General features: G+C 43.6%; 16 protein-coding genes and 4 tRNA genes. 4 read left to right on the plus strand and 16 right to left on the minus strand.

Going from position 1 to position 20,535, the window contains the following annotated elements; genetic code table 11:
• Positions 1 to 784: 784 nt before the first annotated feature.
• From ACTJIX_RS13635 to secA, 8 genes are all read right to left on the minus strand, one after another.
• Positions 785 to 861, minus strand: a tRNA-Pro gene (locus ACTJIX_RS13635).
• Between the two features lie 17 nt (positions 862 to 878).
• A tRNA-His gene (locus ACTJIX_RS13640) sits at positions 879 to 954 on the minus strand.
• 34 nt (positions 955 to 988) lie between these two features.
• Positions 989 to 1,065 (minus strand) — tRNA-Arg (locus tag ACTJIX_RS13645).
• Between the two features lie 35 nt (positions 1,066 to 1,100).
• Positions 1,101 to 1,177 (minus strand) — tRNA-Pro (locus ACTJIX_RS13650).
• A 153-nt stretch (positions 1,178 to 1,330) separates the two neighbouring features.
• Positions 1,331 to 2,398 carry a quinolinate synthase NadA gene (nadA, locus tag ACTJIX_RS13655; protein WP_004891531.1) on the minus strand — a complete coding sequence of 356 codons (1,068 nt, stop codon included), beginning with the start codon at positions 2,396 to 2,398 and terminating at the stop codon, positions 1,331 to 1,333.
• Between the two features lie 160 nt (positions 2,399 to 2,558).
• Entirely contained in the window at positions 2,559 to 3,779 is a 1,221-nt protein-coding gene (gene argJ / locus ACTJIX_RS13660) for a bifunctional glutamate N-acetyltransferase/amino-acid acetyltransferase ArgJ (protein ID WP_008304252.1), read from the minus strand.
• Positions 3,780 to 3,933: 154 nt separating this feature from the next.
• Positions 3,934 to 4,287 carry a hypothetical protein gene (locus ACTJIX_RS13665; RefSeq protein ID WP_048881960.1) on the minus strand — a complete coding sequence of 118 codons (354 nt, stop codon included), beginning with the start codon at positions 4,285 to 4,287 and terminating at the stop codon, positions 3,934 to 3,936.
• Positions 4,288 to 4,423: 136 nt separating this feature from the next.
• The gene (gene secA, locus ACTJIX_RS13670; protein ID WP_008304248.1) at positions 4,424 to 7,150 is read right to left on the minus strand and encodes a preprotein translocase subunit SecA; all 2,727 of its coding nucleotides are present in this window, start codon (positions 7,148 to 7,150) and stop codon (positions 4,424 to 4,426) included.
• Between the two features lie 322 nt (positions 7,151 to 7,472).
• Between secA and ACTJIX_RS13675 the strand changes: the two genes are divergently transcribed.
• Both ACTJIX_RS13675 and ACTJIX_RS13680 read left to right on the plus strand, forming a co-directional pair.
• The gene (locus ACTJIX_RS13675; RefSeq protein WP_111810354.1) at positions 7,473 to 8,108 is read left to right on the plus strand and encodes a peroxiredoxin; all 636 of its coding nucleotides are present in this window, start codon (positions 7,473 to 7,475) and stop codon (positions 8,106 to 8,108) included.
• Between the two features lie 407 nt (positions 8,109 to 8,515).
• The gene (locus ACTJIX_RS13680; protein WP_008304244.1) at positions 8,516 to 9,097 is read left to right on the plus strand and encodes a dual specificity protein phosphatase family protein; all 582 of its coding nucleotides are present in this window, start codon (positions 8,516 to 8,518) and stop codon (positions 9,095 to 9,097) included.
• A gap of 12 nt (positions 9,098 to 9,109) precedes the next feature.
• On the opposite strand, the gene ACTJIX_RS13685 is transcribed toward ACTJIX_RS13680, so the two are convergent.
• From ACTJIX_RS13685 to trpA, 4 genes are read right to left on the minus strand one after another with little or no spacing between them, the layout of a single operon-like run.
• Positions 9,110 to 10,141, minus strand: coding sequence for an SPOR domain-containing protein (locus tag ACTJIX_RS13685; RefSeq protein ID WP_008304243.1), 1,032 nt, complete (start codon positions 10,139 to 10,141; stop codon positions 9,110 to 9,112).
• Complete coding sequence (gene folC, locus ACTJIX_RS13690) at positions 10,138 to 11,424, minus strand: bifunctional tetrahydrofolate synthase/dihydrofolate synthase (RefSeq protein ID WP_008304241.1); 1,287 nt, start codon at positions 11,422 to 11,424, stop codon at positions 10,138 to 10,140. The genes ACTJIX_RS13685 and folC overlap by 4 nt, the downstream gene beginning before the upstream one ends.
• A complete protein-coding gene (gene accD / locus ACTJIX_RS13695) occupies positions 11,421 to 12,317 on the minus strand; it encodes an acetyl-CoA carboxylase, carboxyltransferase subunit beta (RefSeq protein ID WP_004816134.1) in 897 nt (298 codons plus the stop codon). Before accD ends, folC begins: the two co-directional genes overlap by 4 nt.
• Positions 12,314 to 13,117, minus strand: coding sequence for a tryptophan synthase subunit alpha (trpA, locus tag ACTJIX_RS13700; protein WP_008304238.1), 804 nt, complete (start codon positions 13,115 to 13,117; stop codon positions 12,314 to 12,316). Before trpA ends, accD begins: the two co-directional genes overlap by 4 nt.
• A 367-nt stretch (positions 13,118 to 13,484) precedes the next feature.
• On the opposite strand from trpA, the gene ACTJIX_RS13705 reads away from it, so the two are divergent.
• Positions 13,485 to 14,819 (plus strand): Na+/H+ antiporter NhaC family protein, encoded by a 1,335-nt coding sequence (locus ACTJIX_RS13705; protein WP_262467619.1) that lies wholly within the window; start codon positions 13,485 to 13,487, stop codon positions 14,817 to 14,819.
• A 47-nt stretch (positions 14,820 to 14,866) separates the two neighbouring features.
• On the opposite strand, the gene ACTJIX_RS13710 is transcribed toward ACTJIX_RS13705, so the two are convergent.
• Complete coding sequence (locus ACTJIX_RS13710) at positions 14,867 to 15,907, minus strand: helix-turn-helix domain-containing protein (protein ID WP_004891509.1); 1,041 nt, start codon at positions 15,905 to 15,907, stop codon at positions 14,867 to 14,869.
• Positions 15,908 to 16,050: 143 nt separating this feature from the next.
• Here ACTJIX_RS13710 and ACTJIX_RS13715 point away from each other — a divergent pair, with 143 nt between their 5' ends.
• A complete protein-coding gene (locus ACTJIX_RS13715) occupies positions 16,051 to 16,929 on the plus strand; it encodes a metal-dependent hydrolase (protein WP_262467620.1) in 879 nt (292 codons plus the stop codon).
• Between the two features lie 50 nt (positions 16,930 to 16,979).
• On the opposite strand, the gene ACTJIX_RS13720 is transcribed toward ACTJIX_RS13715, so the two are convergent.
• The 3 genes from ACTJIX_RS13720 to ACTJIX_RS13730 all read right to left on the minus strand — a co-directional run bounded on the left by ACTJIX_RS13720 (position 16,980) and on the right by ACTJIX_RS13730 (position 20,488).
• A complete protein-coding gene (locus ACTJIX_RS13720; RefSeq protein WP_262467621.1) occupies positions 16,980 to 17,972 on the minus strand; it encodes a DUF2804 domain-containing protein in 993 nt (330 codons plus the stop codon).
• Between the two features lie 661 nt (positions 17,973 to 18,633).
• Positions 18,634 to 19,863 carry a tryptophan synthase subunit beta gene (gene trpB, locus ACTJIX_RS13725; protein WP_004816119.1) on the minus strand — a complete coding sequence of 410 codons (1,230 nt, stop codon included), beginning with the start codon at positions 19,861 to 19,863 and terminating at the stop codon, positions 18,634 to 18,636.
• Positions 19,847 to 20,488: a phosphoribosylanthranilate isomerase gene (locus ACTJIX_RS13730; protein ID WP_004816116.1), complete on the minus strand. Its 642-nt coding sequence runs from the start codon at positions 20,486 to 20,488 to the stop codon at positions 19,847 to 19,849. Before ACTJIX_RS13730 ends, trpB begins: the two co-directional genes overlap by 17 nt.
• Positions 20,489 to 20,535 lie beyond the last annotated feature (47 nt).

Genomic DNA, 20,535 nt, shown 5'->3' on the forward strand with positions numbered 1-20,535 from the left:
TCAGCAGCAAGCTAGGTCGGCTATATTACTCTCTATCTCTAGAAAGTCAACCAGTAAATCAGATTATTTTTAAACTTATCAAATAAAACCTAACTCAACCAATCTTAACTAAGTCACTGTTTTATCAGAAGTTTTAATCTTCATCACCGCCGATGGATGTGCATTCTACAGTATTTCACTCCACGTGCAACCCTCTTTTTCAACAAAAAGCACCGTCTGTTTATTTATTCTACAAAAAACCAGTTTTTCTCTATCTTTTGACTAAAAATGGTACAGAATCGGGCACATTACTTGATATTTTCTTTGTCTTTCTTATAAAAAGCTTCATTACCTTTCTAAATCTGCATATAAACTGATTACTCTTCATATAATTTTTATTTAAATATTCATTATCTTTTATTTTAGCAGCCGCTCATTCTTATCATTTCAAAAAATAATTTTTCATACTTTTAAAACATATCCTCAAGAAAAACCCCGATAAATATCTTTTAGCGAAATATAGATAATTACTTCAAGCTCGTTATTTTCAATAAGTAGCGTCGCAATAATGGTTTCAGCATCGTTATTATTTATGGTTATGTTATAGGGCCAGCAATCTGGATCAGTGATCACATCAGACCAAAGCAGAGTTATCCCAATACACAAAGCAGAATATTTAAAGAAACAACTAATCTAATTGAGAAGTAATTTAAGAACTCATTCTAATTTTATTTAGATTATTAAATTTCAGGCATAAAAAAACCGCTTAACGCGGTATCTTTTATCTCGACCATCTTTAAGGAGATGGTCGGAGCAGTAGGATTCGAACCTACGACCCCCTGGTCCCAAACCAGGTGCACTACCAGGCTGTGCTATGCTCCGATTTCAACTTTAAAAGTTGGGGTGAATGACGGGATTCGAACCCGCGACAACTGGAATCACAATCCAGGGCTCTACCAACTGAGCTACATCCACCATCATTTTGATTCTAAAATACCAGGCAACCAAATGGCGCGCCTGACAGGATTCGAACCTGTGACCATCCGCTTAGAAGGCGGATGCTCTATCCAACTGAGCTACAAGCGCTTTACCGATGATACTTATCATCCGCCTTGAAGAATTGGTCGGAGCAGTAGGATTCGAACCTACGACCCCCTGGTCCCAAACCAGGTGCACTACCAGGCTGTGCTATGCTCCGATTCATCTCAGCTTTCGTATCAAGCTAATCGCTTGGTACGGTGTGCATTCTAGGCGCGACGCCCAAAGACGTCAACACCTATATTTAAAAAAAATCAAAAAATCGCTTCAAGCGTATATTTATCAAGCATTTCAGACATTTTTTATACAAATTCTAACGTTTTAGACTGGCACTAAAGTCCAACATCCGGTCAAGTGGTAATTTTGCCCGTTGTGCCAAAGCAGGATCGACATGAATTTCCTGATCACCATGTTGCAACACATGCAGAATACCATCAAGTTCATTCATCGCCATCCAAGGACAATGCGCACATGAGCGGCAGGTAGCTCCCTCGCCAGCAGTTGGTGCTTCAATCAGGATCTTGTCAGGTACAGCCTGCTGCATTTTGTAGAATATACCGCGATCTGTTGCCACAATTAGTCGCTCATTAGGCAAAGTCTGAGCAGCTTTAATGAGTTGCGAGGTACTTCCAACAGCATCTGCAATTTCAACTACAGACATAGGGGATTCAGGATGTACCAGTACCGCAGCATCTGGATACAACGCTTTCATATTGGCAATGCCACGTGACCGGAATTCTTCATGCACAATGCACGCACCATCCCATAGCAACATATCGGCACCGGTTTTCTTTTGAATATAACGACCAAGATGCTGATCTGGCGCCCAAATGATTTTTTCACCTAAGCTATCTAAATGCTCGATAATTTCTACTGCACAGCTTGACGTCACCACCCAGTCCGCACGTGCTTTTACAGCTGCCGAAGTATTGGCATAAACCACTACAGTATGATCAGGATGAGCATCGCAAAACTTGGTAAATTCATCGACAGGACAGCCGAGATCCAGTGAACAGGTCGCTTCTAATGTTGGCATAAGTACAGTTTTATTCGGTGATAAAATTTTTGAAGTTTCCCCCATAAATTTTACACCAGCGACGACCAAAGTAGACGCTGGATGATCGCGACCAAAACGAGCCATTTCCAATGAATCAGACACACAACCACCGGTGAGTTCTGCCAGTTCCTGAACTTCAGGATCGCAGTAATAATGTGCGACCAGTACAGCATCACGCTTTTTAAGCTCTGCCTGGATCTGTGCAAACTTTTCCTGCTTGGCCTGTTCACTCAACTGATGCTCTTTCGTCTCACCCAGGCGGTCTAAATGTGCCTGCACAATTGATTTGGCTTCATTGGCTATCAGTTTGGTTGCATCATTCATAACAACGTCTTCTCTTTTCCTATATGCCTGCCTTACGCCAGACATCCACCCTACATCACATACCGGTCAGTTTTGGCAATATGCCTTTTTTTGACCATTCAATAAAAATTTTAAAAGTATAAAAAAGCCTCCAGACGGAGGCTTTTGAATTAAATCAGCATTATGAACGATAGTCCGCATTGATTCGGACATAGTCATAAGACAGGTCACAGGTATAAACCGTATCTTTCGCTGTACCTCGTCCAAGGTCAACACGAATAGTCATTTCTGCCTGAGACATCACTCGCGCACCAGCTTCTTCCGTGTAGTCCGCCGCTGCACCACCATCTTTACAGATTTGTACATCATCTAACCAAACCTGAATTTTTGCAACGTCTAAGTTTGCCACACCAGCATACCCAATCGCAGCCAGGATACGCCCCCAGTTTGGATCAGAAGCAAAGATCGCTGTTTTCACTAGCGGAGAATGGGCAATACTATAGGCAATATCACAACATTCTTGTGTATTCGCCCCACCTTCAACTGCCACAGTGATGAATTTAGTCGCACCTTCACCATCACGTACGATCAATTGAGCCAAACGTTTCATGGTACGTGCAAGTACTTCAAGAACTACTGCATAACGTGGATCTTCAGTAGAGCTAATTTCAGCACCGCCCGCCTGTCCAGTCGCAATAAAAATACAAGAGTCATTGGTTGAAGTATCGCCATCAATGGTAATACGGTTGAATGACATGTTCACTGTTGTAGATAGCAACTGTTGAACCAGTTCACGGCTAATCGGTACATCGGTGGCTACATACCCTAACATGGTCGCCATATTCGGACGAATCATGCCCGCACCTTTAGAAATACCAGTCATGGTATAGGTGATGCCATCCATTTCAAACTGTTCAGAAGCACCTTTTGGTGTGGTGTCTGTGGTCATGATCCCGGTCGCTGCATCTCCCCACGCATCATCACTCAATGAGTCTAGTGCTGGCTGTAAACCGCTCAATAGGCGCTCCATTGGTAGTTGCTCACCAATCACACCTGTTGAGAATGGAAGCACTTGCTCTGGTTTTACGCCAGCAAGCTCAGCAAGCTTTGCACAAGTTGCTTCTGCATTTGCCATACCGGTTGGGCCTGTACCAGCATTTGCATTACCCGTGTTAATCACTAAATAACGTGGATTGCCTACTGTCAAATGTGCCTTAGACACATGAACCGGTGCTGCACAAAAAGCATTTTGGGTAAATACCCCTGCAACATTGGAGCCTTCAGCCAGTTCAAATATCACCAGGTCACGTCGGTTCTGATAGCGCACATACGCTTCTGCCGAACCAATTTTTACCCCTTTCACCACATGCATCTGTGGCATAGATACGTCACCAACTGCCATTTTAAAATGTCCAATATTGAAGTTTTAGAAAAATACAGCTTAGTTGATCTGAGACAAAAAATCGAGCCAAAGCCTGATAGATGCTCACTTTTCTTATGGTTTTTCACAATAAAAAACCAGTCATAGTGACTGGTTTTATTGAGCTCAGCAAAACTTAGTTTTTTGCCAGCTGGGCAGCTTCATTTAGCAATGCTTGTTTCGCCTGTTGCTGACTAGTCGCAGACAATGCCGGATTAGATGCCACAATACGATCAGCATTGGCTGCATTGGCAGCAGTAATTGCAGCAGTTTGTAGTACAATCGGACGGTTCGGATTGGCAAAGGTATAACGAATACCTGTACGAGGGCTTTCCACAGTCACCTGACCGCTTGCATCTACCTGAACAGGTGCAGTCGTTGGGCCAATAGCTTGTTTGACTTTATCTACAGTTGTGGTTTCTGAAGCTGCAAAACTTAATGTAGGGATTGCCAAAGCAGCAATCATCAACGGTTTTAATACTTTTTTCATTGTCTGTCCGCAATTTGATGTCCAATGAGCAACTAAATAACACTTAATGTTATGGACTGCAATTCAAAATGTGCTTTTGAAAAACTTTTTCACATATAAAAATCAGAGTTCTGGAGCTCTGATTTTTTTATATCACTTAAATTTTACCGTGACACTGTTTGTATTTCAGACCTGAACCACATGGACACGGGGCATTACGGCTTGCAGGCGCTTCAAATACCGGTGCAACTGAAGTTGTATTGGCATTTTGCAGGGTATGATCTTCTTCCCCACCCTCCAGCAGACTGTCAAATTCCTGATGAGACAACTGGATACGCATTGCTTCAGCCTGAGCCTGTTGCTGTGCTTCCATCTCAGCCAGTTCTTCAGTAGTTGGTACATGGATACGGGACAGGTCCATCACCACATCAGATTTGATCACACCCAGCATATTCACAAACAGGTTGTACGCTTCTTTCTTGTATTCCTGTTCCGGATTTTTCTGTGCATAACCACGTAGATGAATACCTTGACGCAGGTAATCCATCGCAGCCAGATGCTCTTTCCAATGACGATCCAGAGAATTCAACAGGAAGTGACGTTCCAAAGTTGCTGCAGATTCAGCACCCATCTGTTCACGACGTTCGCGGTAGCGATTAATCACTTCATCGGTAATACGTTCAACCAGACCTTCTTCATCCAGACGACGGTCCTGTTCTAACCATTGACCTATTGGTAATTCGAAGTTCAGGTCTTCTTTCAATGCCTGTTCTAGACCTTCAATATCCCACTGGTCATGAATAGATTCTGGCGGAACATAGTTGGCAATCATGCCCTTCATGACATCGCGGATCATTTCTTCGATGTAATCTTGTAGCGAGCTTTCAGCCAGAATATCATCGCGTTGAGAATAAATGATCTTACGCTGTTCGTTATTTACGTCATCGTATTTCAACAGGTTTTTACGAATATCAAAGTTACGCGCTTCAACTTTACGCTGTGCATTTTCAATCGAGCGCGATACCATCTTGTGCTCAATCGCTTCATCTTCTTGCAGACCCATGGCACGCATCATGGCAATGATACGGTCACCTGCGAAGATACGCATCAAGTCATCTTCAAGTGACAGATAGAAACGGGATACCCCCGGGTCGCCTTGACGACCAGCACGACCACGCAACTGGTTATCGATACGACGCGATTCGTGACGCTCAGAACCAATAATATGCAAGCCACCTGATGCTAATACGGCTTCATGGTTCTCTTCCCATTCAGCTCTCAAGCGAGCTTCATCTTCAGCTGTTGGATTTTCAATTTTAGCGAGTTTGGCTTTCCAGTTACCGCCCAGCAAAATATCGGTACCACGACCTGCCATGTTTGTTGCAATGGTTACTGCACGTGGTGCACCAGCTTGGGCAATAATATCTGCTTCACGTTCGTGCTGTTTTGCATTCAGAACTTCGTGCTGAATGCCCGCTTCTCGCAATTTGTCAGAAAGAATTTCAGAAGCTTCGATAGTCGCAGTACCAATTAGAATCGGTGCTACACCAGCTTCATGAACACGTTGAATCTCCTGAATAATCGCGTTGTATTTACCTTCACGATTCAGGTAAATCAAGTCATTCTGGTCATTACGGATCATTGGACGGTGGGTTGGAATCAGCACCACATCCAGACCATAAATTTCTTTCATTTCCGCAGCTTCAGTATCCGCTGTACCGGTCATACCAGACAGTTTTTTATAAAGACGGAAATAGTTCTGGAAAGTTGTCGTTGCAAGCGTCTGGTTTTCAGGCTGGATTTCCAGACCCTCTTTCGCTTCTACCGCTTGATGGAGACCTTCAGACCAGCGACGGCCCGGCATGGTACGACCAGTGTTCTCATCAACAATGATGACTTCACCTTCATGGATGATGTAATGCACATTGCGTTGATACAGGTAATGTGCACGAATTGCCGCAGTTACGTGATGCACAAGATTCAAGTTAGATGCTGAATACAGACTCTCGCCTTCAGCTAGCAAACCCATAGAAATCAGTTCATTTTCAACAAATTCAAAACCGGTTTCGGTGATTTCTACAGAACGCTGTTTTTCATCAATCCAGAAATGACCGCCATCCGGCACTTTCTCTTCTTTTTGCGGGTGTAATTTTGGTGGAATGCTATTGATTGCAGAATAAAGCTGAGAAGAGTCTTCACTTTGACCAGAAATGATCAATGGTGTACGTGCTTCATCGATCAGGATCGAATCGACCTCATCGATAATCGCATAAGTCAGACCACGCTGCTTTTTCTCTGCCAGTGAGAACACCATGTTGTCACGCAGATAGTCAAAACCGAATTCGTTATTGGTACCGTACGTGATATCAGCTTTATAAGCTTCAGCTTTTTCTGCCGGGTTTTGCATGGAGTAAATGATACCAATGCTCAAACCCAAGAATTCGAATAATGGACGGTTTAACTCAGCATCACGCTGTGCCAAGTAATCGTTCACAGTAATGACATGTACGCCCTGACCACTTAAAGCATTCAGATAACAGGCCAAGGTACCCATTAGGGTTTTACCTTCACCGGTACGCATCTCGGCAATTTTGCCTTCATGCAGGGTAATACCACCGATCAGCTGTACGTCGTAATGACGCATTCCCATAATACGTTTACCTGCTTCACGGCAGACCGCAAACGCTTCAGGGAGTAATTTATCTAGACTTTCGCCGTTATTATATCGTTGTTTGAATTCTTCAGTTTTTGCAGATAAGTCTGCATCGCTTAGGGCTGATATCGTCGGCTCGAGCGCATTAATCTTGTCTACGATTTTACGCATGCGTTTGAGTTCGCGCTCATTTTTGGTACCGAAGATTCCTCCGATCAGACTTGCCAACATGAATAGACTCTCTAAATCTTGCTTGTCAAATGAATATGTTCTTAGTCGTTTATTATGGTGCTAGAAATTTGAACTACAAGGGTTTTAATAAAAAAACCTTATTCCAGCTTCCAGCCCGGAGATCTAAGGCAACGTAATGTAGCAAATTTTGAACACGCAATATAGTAAAATGCATGGCTGTTTGATTCAAAAGCAGATAGATGGATTTTATCTTTATGCACTTTTGCTCATAAGAAAAGCTAAAAACACTATTTTTAATTATAAAAAAACTGGTTCATATTAGTTTTATCCAAACCAATAACAGAATTTTGAGGCACATATCATGACTTTACGTTTAGGCGATACCGCACCGAACTTTGAACAACAATCAAGCGAAGGTCTAATTAATTTCTATGACTTTTTAGGTAATAGCTGGGGCATTCTGTTCTCGCATCCAGCGGATTATACGCCAGTATGTACCACTGAACTTGGCTTTACCGCAAAGCTTAAAGATGAATTTGAAAAGCGTGGTGTAAAAGCTATCGCCTTATCCGTAGATGATGTGGATTCACATCATGGCTGGATCAAAGACATTAATGAAACTCAAAATACCAGCGTGAATTTTCCGATCATTGCAGATCAGGACCGTAAGGTATCTACTCTATATGATTTCATTCATCCGAATGCCAGTGAAACACTGACCGTACGTTCTCTGGTGATCATTGATCCGAACAAGAAAGTGCGTCTAATCATCACTTACCCCGCATCGACTGGTCGTAATTTCCACGAAATTCTACGTGTGGTTGATTCACTTCAGTTGACTGATAACCATAAAGTGGCAACACCTGCAAACTGGCAACAGGGCGATGATGTAGTGATTGTTCCTTCATTGAAAGACGAGGAAGAAATCAAACAGCGCTTCCCTAAAGGTTATAAGGCAGTAACTCCTTACCTGCGTTTAACGCCCCAGCCTGAGTGAGGATCAGCAAGGCACTGCTTTGCCTGAACACAAGACGAGAAGCTATGCTTCGAGTTAAAACTAAAGCGTCGCTTTAGTTTTTCGCAAGACAAGCGAAGCGCGTAGTTTCCAAATAGAAACCATGCTCCGTCCTGAGGAATATATTCCGCATGCAGACGAGAAGCCATGCTTCAAGCGGTAAACTAAAGCCGAGTTGCTCATTAAACTAAAATTAAGCTGTAATCAACTCTCCACCATGGAAATGAAGATAGTCAAAATCATAAATATTCATTTCCATGTTTTGATTAAGACCCATTGACGAGCCGGGTTATCGAGCTTTCTATTAAGCCTGTCTTCAGACAGGCTTTTTCTTTGTGAAAAGTTTTATTCTGTTTAAAATAGTGATTAAAACTACAATTCAGAGCACCATGAAAAATTATTATTCATTTTTTATCGTTTCTATCTTTGCCTTAGCTGGTTGTATGACTACACCTGCCTTACCAGAATATCAGCGTCCTGCGCATTGGGGACAGGAAATTCATCAACAATATAATTTCTATCAGATTAGTAATGAACTCTATCGCAGTGAACAGCCCAGCCATGAACTGAAGCCTTTGTTGAAACAGTATGACATTGATGTGGTCATTAACCTGCGTTCACGTGATAAAGATTCGGAAATACTCGACAATGAAAATCTCAAGCTGAGACATATACCCATTCATACCTGGGCTATGCAACGTGGAGATTTACTCAAGGTGATGCAGCTGATTCAGCAGGCACGGCAAAATAATGAAAAGGTATTATTACACTGCTATCACGGTTCTGATCGTACCGGTGCCAGTGTAGCCATGTACCGGATTATTTTTCAGAACTGGAGTATTGATAATGCGGTAAAAGAAATGAAACATGGCGGTTATGGTTTTCACAGTATCTGGCGCAATATTGAAAAATTATTTACCCCTGAAAATGTAAAATGGATCCGAGAGCAACTCACGGATCCATCTGTTTAAAGCAGACTTAAATTAACGTTTATCTAAAGGTACCCAATCGTTAACCCAGGCTGATTTCATGTTCAGACTGGCATCAGAGGCGATTTTCTTACGGATCGCATCAGCTGCTTCACGGTCTTTCGATGGACCCACCATAATCCGTATTCCTTTTGAGGTTGGACTCTTGGTCACCTTATAGCCTTTGGCACGCAGTTTTGCTGCAATCGCATCAGCATTGGCTTCATTGGCAGCCAGTGCCACCTGAACCATCCACTGCTTGTCATCTTCGCCTTCCAGCAACTTACGTGCTTTTTCAGCTTCAGCCTTTTTCGTGGCTTCTTCAGCTTTACGTTTTTCCTCAGCCTTACGTTTCTCTTCGGCAGTTTTTTGTTCAGCCTCTTTCTTCTCAGCCGCTTTACGCTGTTCTTCTGCTTTCTGCTGTTCGGCTTTACGCTTTTCTTCCGCCTTACGTTTTTCTTCAGCAGCCTTGCGCTCAGCCTCTTTCTTCTCAGCCGCTTTACGCTCTTCTGCCTTGCGCTTTTCCTCTGCAGCTTTACGCTCAGCTTCTTTCTTCACAGCATCAGAAGAATGTTGCTGCTGGGTTAAATTCTGCTGCTCAAGCCTTTTTTGCGCAGCCGCTTTGTCTTCGGCTAAACGTTTCTGTTTGGCCTGTTCATCTTCTACCAGTTCTGGCGGAATATTGTCTGAGCTTTGCTGGCCCATACGGTGTGCATTTAGGGCAGCATATTCTTCAGCCGCCTTACGTGCTGCATCCGCTTCAGCCTGCTGTTGCATCGCCAGGAATTCTGCTGCACGTGCTTCCTGCTCAGCCACGGCCTTTTCACGGTCACGGCGCTGCTGCTCCAGAAGACGTTTTTCAGTTTCCACATCTACCGTCAATGAACTCGGACCACCTACATCCCGACTTTCCACCTGAGCCGGCTGTTCCGGCACATTCACACTATGATGATCAATTTCTGCTTTGCCTTTCAGGAGTAATGCTGCCAATAAAACACCACCACCTAATAAAACAACGCCTCCCATCCAGCGTTGTTTGTTATTCATTGACATTCTTCCAAATACTCCCATACCGCTTCTAACGTATGAAATGAACCACACACTAAGATCAGCTGATTATTATTCGTTTCATCCAGCGCTGATTGAAAAGCTAATTTAACATTGTTATAGGTTTCCACCGCTTGCCCGGCTAAAGCATCAGTCAATACCGACAGCTCTGCTGCACGTGGAACATTTAACGGTGCAATTTTCCATAATCGGATACTGTCTTTCAATAACCCGACTACAGAATTTATATCTTTATCACCTAACATCGAAAAGACACAGACTACTTCCGAAATCTGCGCATGATGATTTAAATAGTGACTTAACTGTTTTAACAGGAATTCGACTCCATGCGGATTATGCCCGGCATCAAATATCACAGTTTTATTTGTAATTTCACGAATCTCAAAACGACCTGGCAATTTTGCCGTCTGAATTCCTTGTGCAATGGCTTCCTGACTGACTTCCAGACCACTCACCAGAATTGCTGCAACAGCTGTCGAGATATTATCCAGTGCCAATGAACCTGTCGGAAGTTTCAGTGTTGTCCCAGAAGATGCAAAGCCCCAGGATGCACCATCTTCAAAGGCTTCATAAAAATAATCACGATTGATGGCATATAACGGCGCTGTACATTCGGCTGCCTTATCTAAAATCGCTTGAGGAATGTCCTGCTGTCCGCCAAAAACCACCGGAATATTTGGGCGGATAATACCGGCTTTTTCAAAGGCAATTTTTTCAATGGTATCACCGAGCCAGTCGGTATGGTCCAGACCAATATTGGTAATCACTGCAACGTCTGGATTGACGACATTGACCACGTCCAGACGCCCGCCCAACCCTACTTCCAGCACCCATACATCACACGCTTCATTTTTAAAAATAACAAAGGCCGCCAGTGTAGTCGCTTCGAAGAAAGACAAGCTCAAACCACATTCGCGGCGAGCCTGATCAACTTCAACAAAAGCATCTATCAGCAACTGATCTTCAACTTCAATACCGCGTAGTTTGACGCGCTCATTAAAGCGATACACATGCGGGGATTGATACAGGCCCACCTTCAAACCTTGCGCATTTAGAATGGCAGCCAATGTGGTCGTGGTCGAACCTTTACCATTGGTTCCAGCAACGGTCAGCACTTTGGCTTCAGGCTGTGTAACGCCCAGCTTTTCAGCGACTGGAATGACCCGCTCCAGACCTAAATCAATACCCGTAACGTGAACATGGCTCCAATAATCGAGCCATGTATCTAAAGAATCTGTTGCTAAAGGTGCTGCTGTGTTCAAGGCAAATTCATCAATTTCGTGACAATACGATAGACTGTATCACGTAATGCATGACGGTGAACAATTTGGTCGATCACACCATGATCAAGCAAATATTCTGCACGTTGGAAAGGTTCTTCCAGCTTTTCACGTACTGTTTGTTCGATGACACGTTTACCCGCAAAACCGATCATTGCTTTCGGTTCAGCAATATGCACATCACCTAACATAGCCAGAGATGCGGTTACACCACCATAAACCGGATGGGTAAGCACGACTACGTATGGCAGACCTGCTTCTTTCAGACGCTGGATTGCAGCTGATGTACGAGCCATCTGCATCAAAGACAACATGCCTTCCTGCATACGTGCTCCACCTGAAGCGGCAAAACAGATCAATGGTTGTTGCAGTTCAATCGCACGTTCAGCAGCTTGCACAAAACGGTCACCCACCACAGTACCCATTGAACCACCCATGAAATCAAATTCAAAAGCAGTTGCAATCATTGCTACGCCTTTCAGCTGGCCTTGCATCACAACTAAGGCTTCAGTTTCGCCAGTTTTTTTCTGCGCTTCCGACATGCGGTCTGGATAGGCTTTGCTGTCGACAAATTTTAATGGATCTTTTGCCTTAAATTCCTGACCCATTTCTGTCTGTACCTGGTCAAAGAACCAGTTCAGACGGTCACGTGCCTTCATTCTCAGATGTTCATCACATTGTGGACAAACATAGGCATTAAATGACATCGCGGTACGTGTCACCAAAGCATGACATTCTGGACACTCAATCGTTGGCTCAGTAAACGTCGCCTTAAGCGCGGTTTGCTCATCAGGAACATCAATACCTGGAACTGTACGTTCCGTCCATGGGGTCGATGGGCTCAGAATTTTGCCTGATTTGACTGGTTGACTCATACTAACTCATCGAGCGCTGCTCGAAGCTCCTTGACTTTATTCACCGTTTCGACAACGGCTTGTTCTGGCGCGAGCGTTGCAAACTGCTTCACGAACGCACTTCCTACAATCACTGCATCGGCAGCAACACCCATCGCTTTCGCAGATGCAGCATCACTGATACCAAAACCAACGCCAACAGGAACATCTGTCTCGGTCTTAATTTTCTGAATGCGAGCGGCAGCTTCAGATACATCTAAAGTTGCTGCACCGGTCACCCCTTTTAGTGACACATAGTAAATAAAGCCGCTGGCCTGTTTTACCACGTGCTGAATACGGGTATCGGTTGAAGTTGGCGCCAGCAGGAAGATTTGATCCATCTCGTATTTTTGCAATACGATTTTCAAATCATCTGCTTCTTCAGGTGGCAAATCCACTAAAAGTACACCATCGACTCCACATTCATGAGCATAAGCCACGAACTTTTCATAGCCAATCACTTCAACAGGGTTTAAATAACCCATCAGAACCACTGGAGTTTCGTTATCTTTCTGACGAAACTCTTTCACCATTTCCAGAGCATTCAGGGTATTGGTTCCGCCTGCAAGTGCGCGTTCAGCAGCAAGTGCAATAACGGGACCATCAGCCATCGGATCTGAAAATGGAAGACCCAGTTCAATCACATCGACACCGGCATCTACCATTTGATGGAGCAGAGGTACAGTCACCTCAGGATGCGGGTCACCAGCCATAACATAAGAAACTAAAGCTTTACGCTGTTGAGATTTAAGTTGTCCAAATCGTGTGGCTAAACGTGACATAGGGTTGTGCGTTCCTTAACGTGTTTTCAAACTTGAAGCGTTGACTATTGTAGAAATACAAGACACCGCATTGTAACGCTATTTTTTGTTCATTGAACAGTACACAGCGAAGCGGTATTGTATTTCATTTCCTGCGCGAAGATTTCAGAACAACCCGAAAGACAGTATTTACGAATATTTTGATTTTTTTCTCAATGATCAAAGATGACTAATTTCGCTATTCTGTAAAATATTGAATGTTTAGATAAACTTATTTTTATCACTAAAAATTGAATAAAAACACAGGTGTTAGCGCATATATTTAAAGTTTTCTGAAATTGCAAAACCTGCTTTATACTACGCGCACTTTTTTACTTTTCTATCTCCTATGCAGACTGATTCAGAAGCTACAGTGCAGGCACGGGCCATTGCACTGTTGCCGCTTATTGTATTTTTAACAATCTTTTTAGGCAGCGGGATTTATCACACCATGATTGGAACCGAGTTCGCGTTCTATCAGGTGAAAGCACCTGTTGCTGCCCTGCCTGCGATTATCTTGGCTGCATTAGTGTATCGCGGCAAACTCAACCAGGGCATTGAAGAATTTCTTAAGGGTGCCAGCCATCCTAACCTGATTCTGATGTTCATGGTGTTTATGCTGGCGGGGGCATTTGCCAGTGTCAGCAGTGCCATTGGCAGTGTCGATGCCACCGTGCAAATGGGTCTATCGGTGATTCCACCAGAATTTGTCTTGCCGATGCTATTTATTATTTCGGCATTCATTGCAACTGCAATGGGTACCTCAATGGGAACGATTGCTGCCTGTGCACCGATTGCCTTTGGCTTTACTCAAGCCACAGATATTACCGTGATTCATGCCATTGGTGCTGTTGTCGGCGGTGCGATGTTTGGTGATAACCTGTCGATGATCTCGGATACTACGATTGCGGCGACCAGCAGCCAGAAAGTCCAGCTACGGGACAAGTTCCGGGTCAATGTCTGGATTGCGGTGCCTGCGTCAATTGTCACTATTGCGATTTATTTCTTTCACACCAGCACAACAAGCGGCGTAGAATATAAGGACTTTAACTGGCTATTAGTCCTGCCTTATATTGCGGTTTTTGTCTTGGCCTTTAGCCGTTTACACGTTCTGGCTGTGCTGACTATTGGGGTGCTACTTTCCGGCTTATTTGGTCTGTTCGCGACATCAGAGTTTGACCTGCTCAAACTGAATACTTCAATTTATGATGGTTTTGTGGGAATGTTCGAAGTCGCTTTGCTGTCGATGTTCCTCGGTGGTTTGTCCGCCATCATGCAACGTGAAGGTGGCCTGCGCTGGCTGATTGAACGCATCTATGCGCTAACCCGTTTATTTAAAGTTGGCCGTCAACGTGCCGGTGAAATTGGTATCAGTTTTCTGGTAATTTTCTCGAACCTGTTTGTGGCCAATAATACCGTGGCGATCATCTTGTCTGGTGATATGGCACGTGAAGTGGCAAAAGAATATGGCGTTGATCCAAAACGATCTGCTGCCTTGATGGATATTTTCTCTTGCGTAGTTCAAGGTCTGATTCCTTACGGCGCACAACTATTGCTGGCCTGTTCGATTGCCAAGCTGTCTCCGGTAGAATTGATTGGTGGCGTTTATTATTGCTGGATTCTGGCGATCTTTGCAGTACTGGCAATTGCATTTAGGTTTCCCCGACTCAAAGCAAATGCTTAAGCAGTAAAAGTAAAAATCGGCGATCCTTATGGGTCGCTTTTTTATTTCTATTTTTCTTCCTTTGTATTGAAGAGTTTTCGTGCCTGTAAAAGTGTTTGTCCTGTTGCTGCCTTATAGGCACGCGCCAATGCAGATTGATCAGAATAATCCAGCTGCTGAGCAATTTCAGTCAGGCTAAGTCCCTGCTGTAATAACATCTCACAGCGTTTCATTCGCTCCTGTTCCAGCAACCTTTTAAAGGAACTGCCCTGCTCGCTTAAATAACGCTGCAAACTCCGTGATGACATCCATAGCTGCTGTGCCAGTTGTTCAATTTTAATTGCTTGATATTCAGTACGTAGCTGATCAGCAATAATTTTTCGTGCCTGCTGTAATATTGATTCATTTGAAGACCTGGTAGCAATGGCTTCTTCAGCCTGGCGGACGAGCAGCTGTAACAGCATCGGATCAGCCTGTTCTGACCTGAATTGTAAATCTTGTAAGTCCAGCTCAAAACCATAATGGGCCTGAGAAAAACGCACGTCCACGCCAAAGAATTTCTGATAATGCCGTTGCGCCATCAACGGTGCATGAGCTAACCGAACACAACGTAATACCAGCGGATGATCCTGTAAAATATAACGACCCAGTTGCACCATCGCTGCAATCGTTAATTCATTCAGTAACTGGTATTTCTCATGCAGAAAATCCCAGTACAGTTCAATACTTTGTTCATGCTGTTTTATCTGCAGAGGGACAAACTCACTACCGTCCACTACTAGCCGTTGAAAACGCATGATATAACCGATCATCTCGGAAATACTGCTACTTTTCGAGGCCATATAACCCAATACCCCAAAATGCTCCGGACGAATAGAATGGACAATTTCAAAAATTAATTGCGGGCAATGCAGATACGTTTGGGTCCTTTCAATAACTGTGTTTAATAATTCAAGAGGAACTTCAGTATCAAAAGGCTGATCAATTAAATGGCGCAGTGGAGTATTTAGATCTTCAAGAAAATCAGCCTGCAGGGGTTCTATATTCAGGCTGCGCAGATGCGTAGCCCACAGTTGAATATAACCATTTGATATTCTTATGTCCTGCATGTGTAATTCTCGATGAGTGCAGCAATTTGACAAGTTTTATTTTCATTTGGCGTAAAATGTATAAAAATTGGCAATAACTGTCAAAACAATTTGTGTAATGGTCGACATACTGTCAGCATCGACATCAACAAGAATGACAAAAGATGAATGCACTATTAAAAACAACTGTACAGCCGGTGGTTCGCACCAATCTTGACTTTAAACTTGATGAAATTCCTCGCTTCTGGTTTGGCGGTGATCCTTTCCTAACCCGTATGTTTGACGCCTTGAGCCTGACTTTCCCGGATGGTGAACGCTACTTCATTCAAAGCGTACGCCTGTTTCGCGATAAAATTACCGATCCTGACCTGCAAAAACGTGTAGCAGACTTTATCCGTCAGGAAGCACAACACGGTATTGCGCATGAAAAGATGAACCAGATCATGAAACAGCAAGGTATGCCGGTAGATCAATTCATTCAGCGTTTAAACAGAATTTTTAAATTCGAACTGGAAAAACGCTCACCTCAATACAACATTGCCATGACCGCTGCGGCTGAGCATATGACTGCGCTGATGGCCGAAACCTTCTATGCCTATAAAGACACCTTGAAAGAAGCGCATCCTTATGTGCGCGCCCTGTTTGCCTGGCATGCAATCGAGGAAATGGAACATCGTGATGTTGCGTTTGATGTAATGAAACAAGTGGGCGATGTACCAGAAAATCTACGAAAGTTCACCTTAGCATGGACCAGTGTATTGATGATCGGCTTTACCATTTATCGGGCCAATGTGATGTTAAAGCATGACGGGTTTACGCCACGCCAACGTCTGCAGATGAATATTCGCGGCCTGCCATGGTTCTTTGGCAGAAAAGGCAAGCTGACCCGTATGGGCAAACAGTATCGTGACTGGTTTAAAAAGGATTTCCATCCTAGCCAGCATCCCGTGATTGCTCAATACGACGTCTGGGTAAAAACACTGAGTGAAACCGATGATCCAATTCAGGCAGGTGAAGCATTCTGGCGAGCAGCTAAAGACTAAAAAAATAAAAGAAAAAAGCCTTTAACTAAAGGCTTTTTTCTTGCTGATGATTACCATTTGGCATAATGCTGTTCAAGCAAAGCATATTCATCTAACAATACATATTCCTGATCATCCTGCTGAATGGTCCCGGATACTCGTGCCTGCCATTGGCTAAACTGGCTACCGACCAGACGCAGATTCAAATTTTCATAACGGCGCCAGCCCGTCGTCACACGCAAATTCAGCTTCTCATCCAGTGAGTGTATACTCCACTGATTTTCTGATTCCTGCTGAAACAGCACGTCGGTCAAGGCATAAATCTTGCCGTTGACCCATAGACAGTTTTCATTGCCAAAGCTTTCATTCACGCCTGATGCAAGATTAATTCCAATCCGGTTCTGCTTGGTATCCCAAAAATTACAAGATAACCAGAACCATGCTGTTTCGGGACGCAGAAAACCACAGGTATCATCCAGTGAAGCAAAGGTACGTTCATTAAACTGGATGGTCTGCCCTTGTTTGTTAACGAAATATCCTTCACAGCCTAAAGTCGTTAATTTCTGGGTATAAGTCCAGCCATTAATACCTGTTGGACTACACATACTGAGTGGATTTGTTCCGGCACAGAAAATCCGGGCACTCAGCTTTATATCTCCATATTTGGTCACAGTGATATAACGCACACCATTGGCATGCTGGATTTCAATCTGGTATGGAGATTTATGAAAATAACTATGATTAAACAGTGGCTGTTCATCTAAAACGGTGTGACGTGACAGAAAATTGATCGCATTCCATTCCCGCACTTCATTGGTCTGATGATCATAGATATAGAAGAAACCATGCCCTGCCCAGGCAATATCAGCGATCGCTACGCCAATACTGTAGTGTTCATGCTGAATGCTACAGAATTTGAATTTTTTGTATTTAAGATGCTTACGCCAGCCGGCAACAATCTGGCCATAAGGAGTTTTGTACTGGTAAGCATTGTAATCGATACTTTTGGGAATTTCTTTGAAACGTCCGTAACGGGGTTGTCCATTTGCCTGAATTAAATCCATATAAGGCATTCCATCTAAGTCGGAGAGTTTATACAGCCGTGTTCAATATTATGCTAATTCCTTAGTCTTGATAAGGAAATTTTTCTACCGTTTATCGCCAAATTACTAGCAAGAATTTGATTTCATTTGAATCTTATTCTTTTTCTGAGGATCCAAAATTTTAGTTATCTGTATAGGAGACTTTTTTTGCGACATGGATGTCGCCCGTTGAGCAGCATTATCAGGATGTAATGTCTGCTGATTAAAAAACCTTTGGTTACTTTGGGCTTTTCCAAAGTAATATCTACCTGCAGAAAAGTTTTTGAAGCATTTTTCTCGCACACCCATTTTCATTATAAGTCTGCATATTGATTCTTTAGTAAATCCTTACTTTTGTTTTGGCAAAAGAAACAAAACTATTTTGTAATGACTGCAAGTATATCCCTATACCTCAGCCTTACGGCAACATCTATATTGTCTAACCGATCTGCTCATACGTAAGCATTAAAAAGAAGGCGGTAACTCTCAATCCTTGCCTCCCTCTCCTTTTACAAAGAAGGAGGATTTTTATTGCATAAAAAAATCGCACTCAATTGCTTGAATACGATTTTTAAATCCTCCCAACCCTCCTTTTTCAAAGGAGGGTTATTCCCTCTTTCGTAAAGAGGGTTAGGGAGATTATTTACATCTCAACCATTTCCACGCCATCAATACCTGCAACGGTCATCAAGTCTTTATCACCACGACCTGAAACAGTGGCAATGATGATCTGGTCTTTAGACATCGTTGGAGCAAGTTTGGTTACGTATGCCATCGCATGTGAGCTTTCTAGCGCAGGAATAATACCTTCGATCTTGGTAAGATCACGGAAACCTTGTAATGCTTCTTCATCATTGATCGGTACGTATTTCACGCGATCCATATCTTTCAGGAAGCTGTGTTCCGGTCCAACACCCGGATAATCCAGACCCGCAGAAATCGAATGCGTTTCGATAATCTGACCTTGTTCGTCAGACATCAGATAAGTACGGTTACCGTGTAGCACACCGACATGACCAGCATTCAATGGTGCAGAATGCTTACCACTTTCGATACCATGACCTGCTGCTTCAACGCCATACATTTTCACATCTTGATCATTCAGGAATGGATAGAACAAACCCATCGCATTTGAACCGCCACCGACACAAGCAACCAGAGCATCCGGAAGACGACCCGCCTGTTCCAGAATCTGACGGCGTGCTTCACGACCAATAATCGATTGGAAATCACGAACCAGTTGCGGATACGGGTGTGGGCCTGCTACCGTCCCGATTGCATAATATGTAGTATCAACATTTGTCACCCAATCGCGCATTGCTTCGTTCATGGCATCTTTCAAAGTTTTAGAGCCACTTTCTACTGCAACAACTTTTGCACCCAACAAACGCATACGATACACGTTCATGGCCTGACGTTTTACATCATCTGCGCCCATATATACAACACATTCAAGACCCAAACGTGCTGCGATGGTTGCTGTTGCAACGCCATGCTGACCTGCACCAGTTTCCGCAATAATACGTTTTTTACCAGACAGTTTTGCCAGCAGCGCCTGACCAATCGTGTTATTTACTTTATGCGAACCTGTATGGTTCAAGTCTTCACGTTTCAAGTAAATTTGCGCACCACCCAACTCTTTTGACCATCGTTCAGCATGATAAAGCGGACTTGGACGACCTACGTAGTAAGCGAGGTCACGGTCGAATTCTGCCAAAAACTGTTCGTCATTTTTCATACGGAAATACAGCTTCTCCAGGTCTTCCAGAGCTGCCATAAGTGTTTCTGACACAAAACGCCCGCCATGAATACCGAAATGCCCTTTTGCATCAGGGAATTGGGTATAGTCAATCACATTATTTTGCTGATCCACGTAGGACTCCTTGCATAAAGCGTTCGATGAGTTGTTGGTCTTTAATACCTTTTGCGGACTCGACACCGCCGCTCACGTCCACCGCATACGCATGTGTGGTGAGAATTGCCTGTTCGATATTGTCAGGATTTAATCCCCCTGCCAAGATCAAAGGAATATTGAGTTTAGGGAAAGTGGTCCAGTCAAAACTATGCCCTGTTCCACCTTTTAAGTCTGGATGCCATGCGTCTAACAGCACTGCACTTGCGCCTGCATCCTGATATTTTTGAATTTCAGCTACTACATCCAGACCGGGTTTGACCTGAATGGCTTTGTACCAACGGCGTCCAACCTGTCTGGCAATCGACTGACACTGCTCTGGAGTTTCATCACCATGAAATTGCAGGATATCCAGCGGCACGGTTTTTAAAATAGTCTGGATTTCATCGGCACTGCTATTTACGAATAATCCCACTGCCTGTACATAGGCGGGAACCGTCTGAATCAGTATTTCAGCCTGCGCTAAAGTCACACTACGCGGACTCGGCGGATAAAATACAAATCCAATCGCATCACAGCCTGCATTGACTACAGCATGTACATCTTCAACTCGGGTAATTCCACAAATTTTGGCACGGGTTCGCATATTGATTTGGCTCGAAAATTTCCTCAATGTCATAGCCGATCTATAAA

It is taken from the genome of Acinetobacter sp. 22323, assembly GCF_052044895.1.
GTDB classification, from domain to species: Bacteria; Pseudomonadota; Gammaproteobacteria; order Pseudomonadales; family Moraxellaceae; genus Acinetobacter; species Acinetobacter schindleri.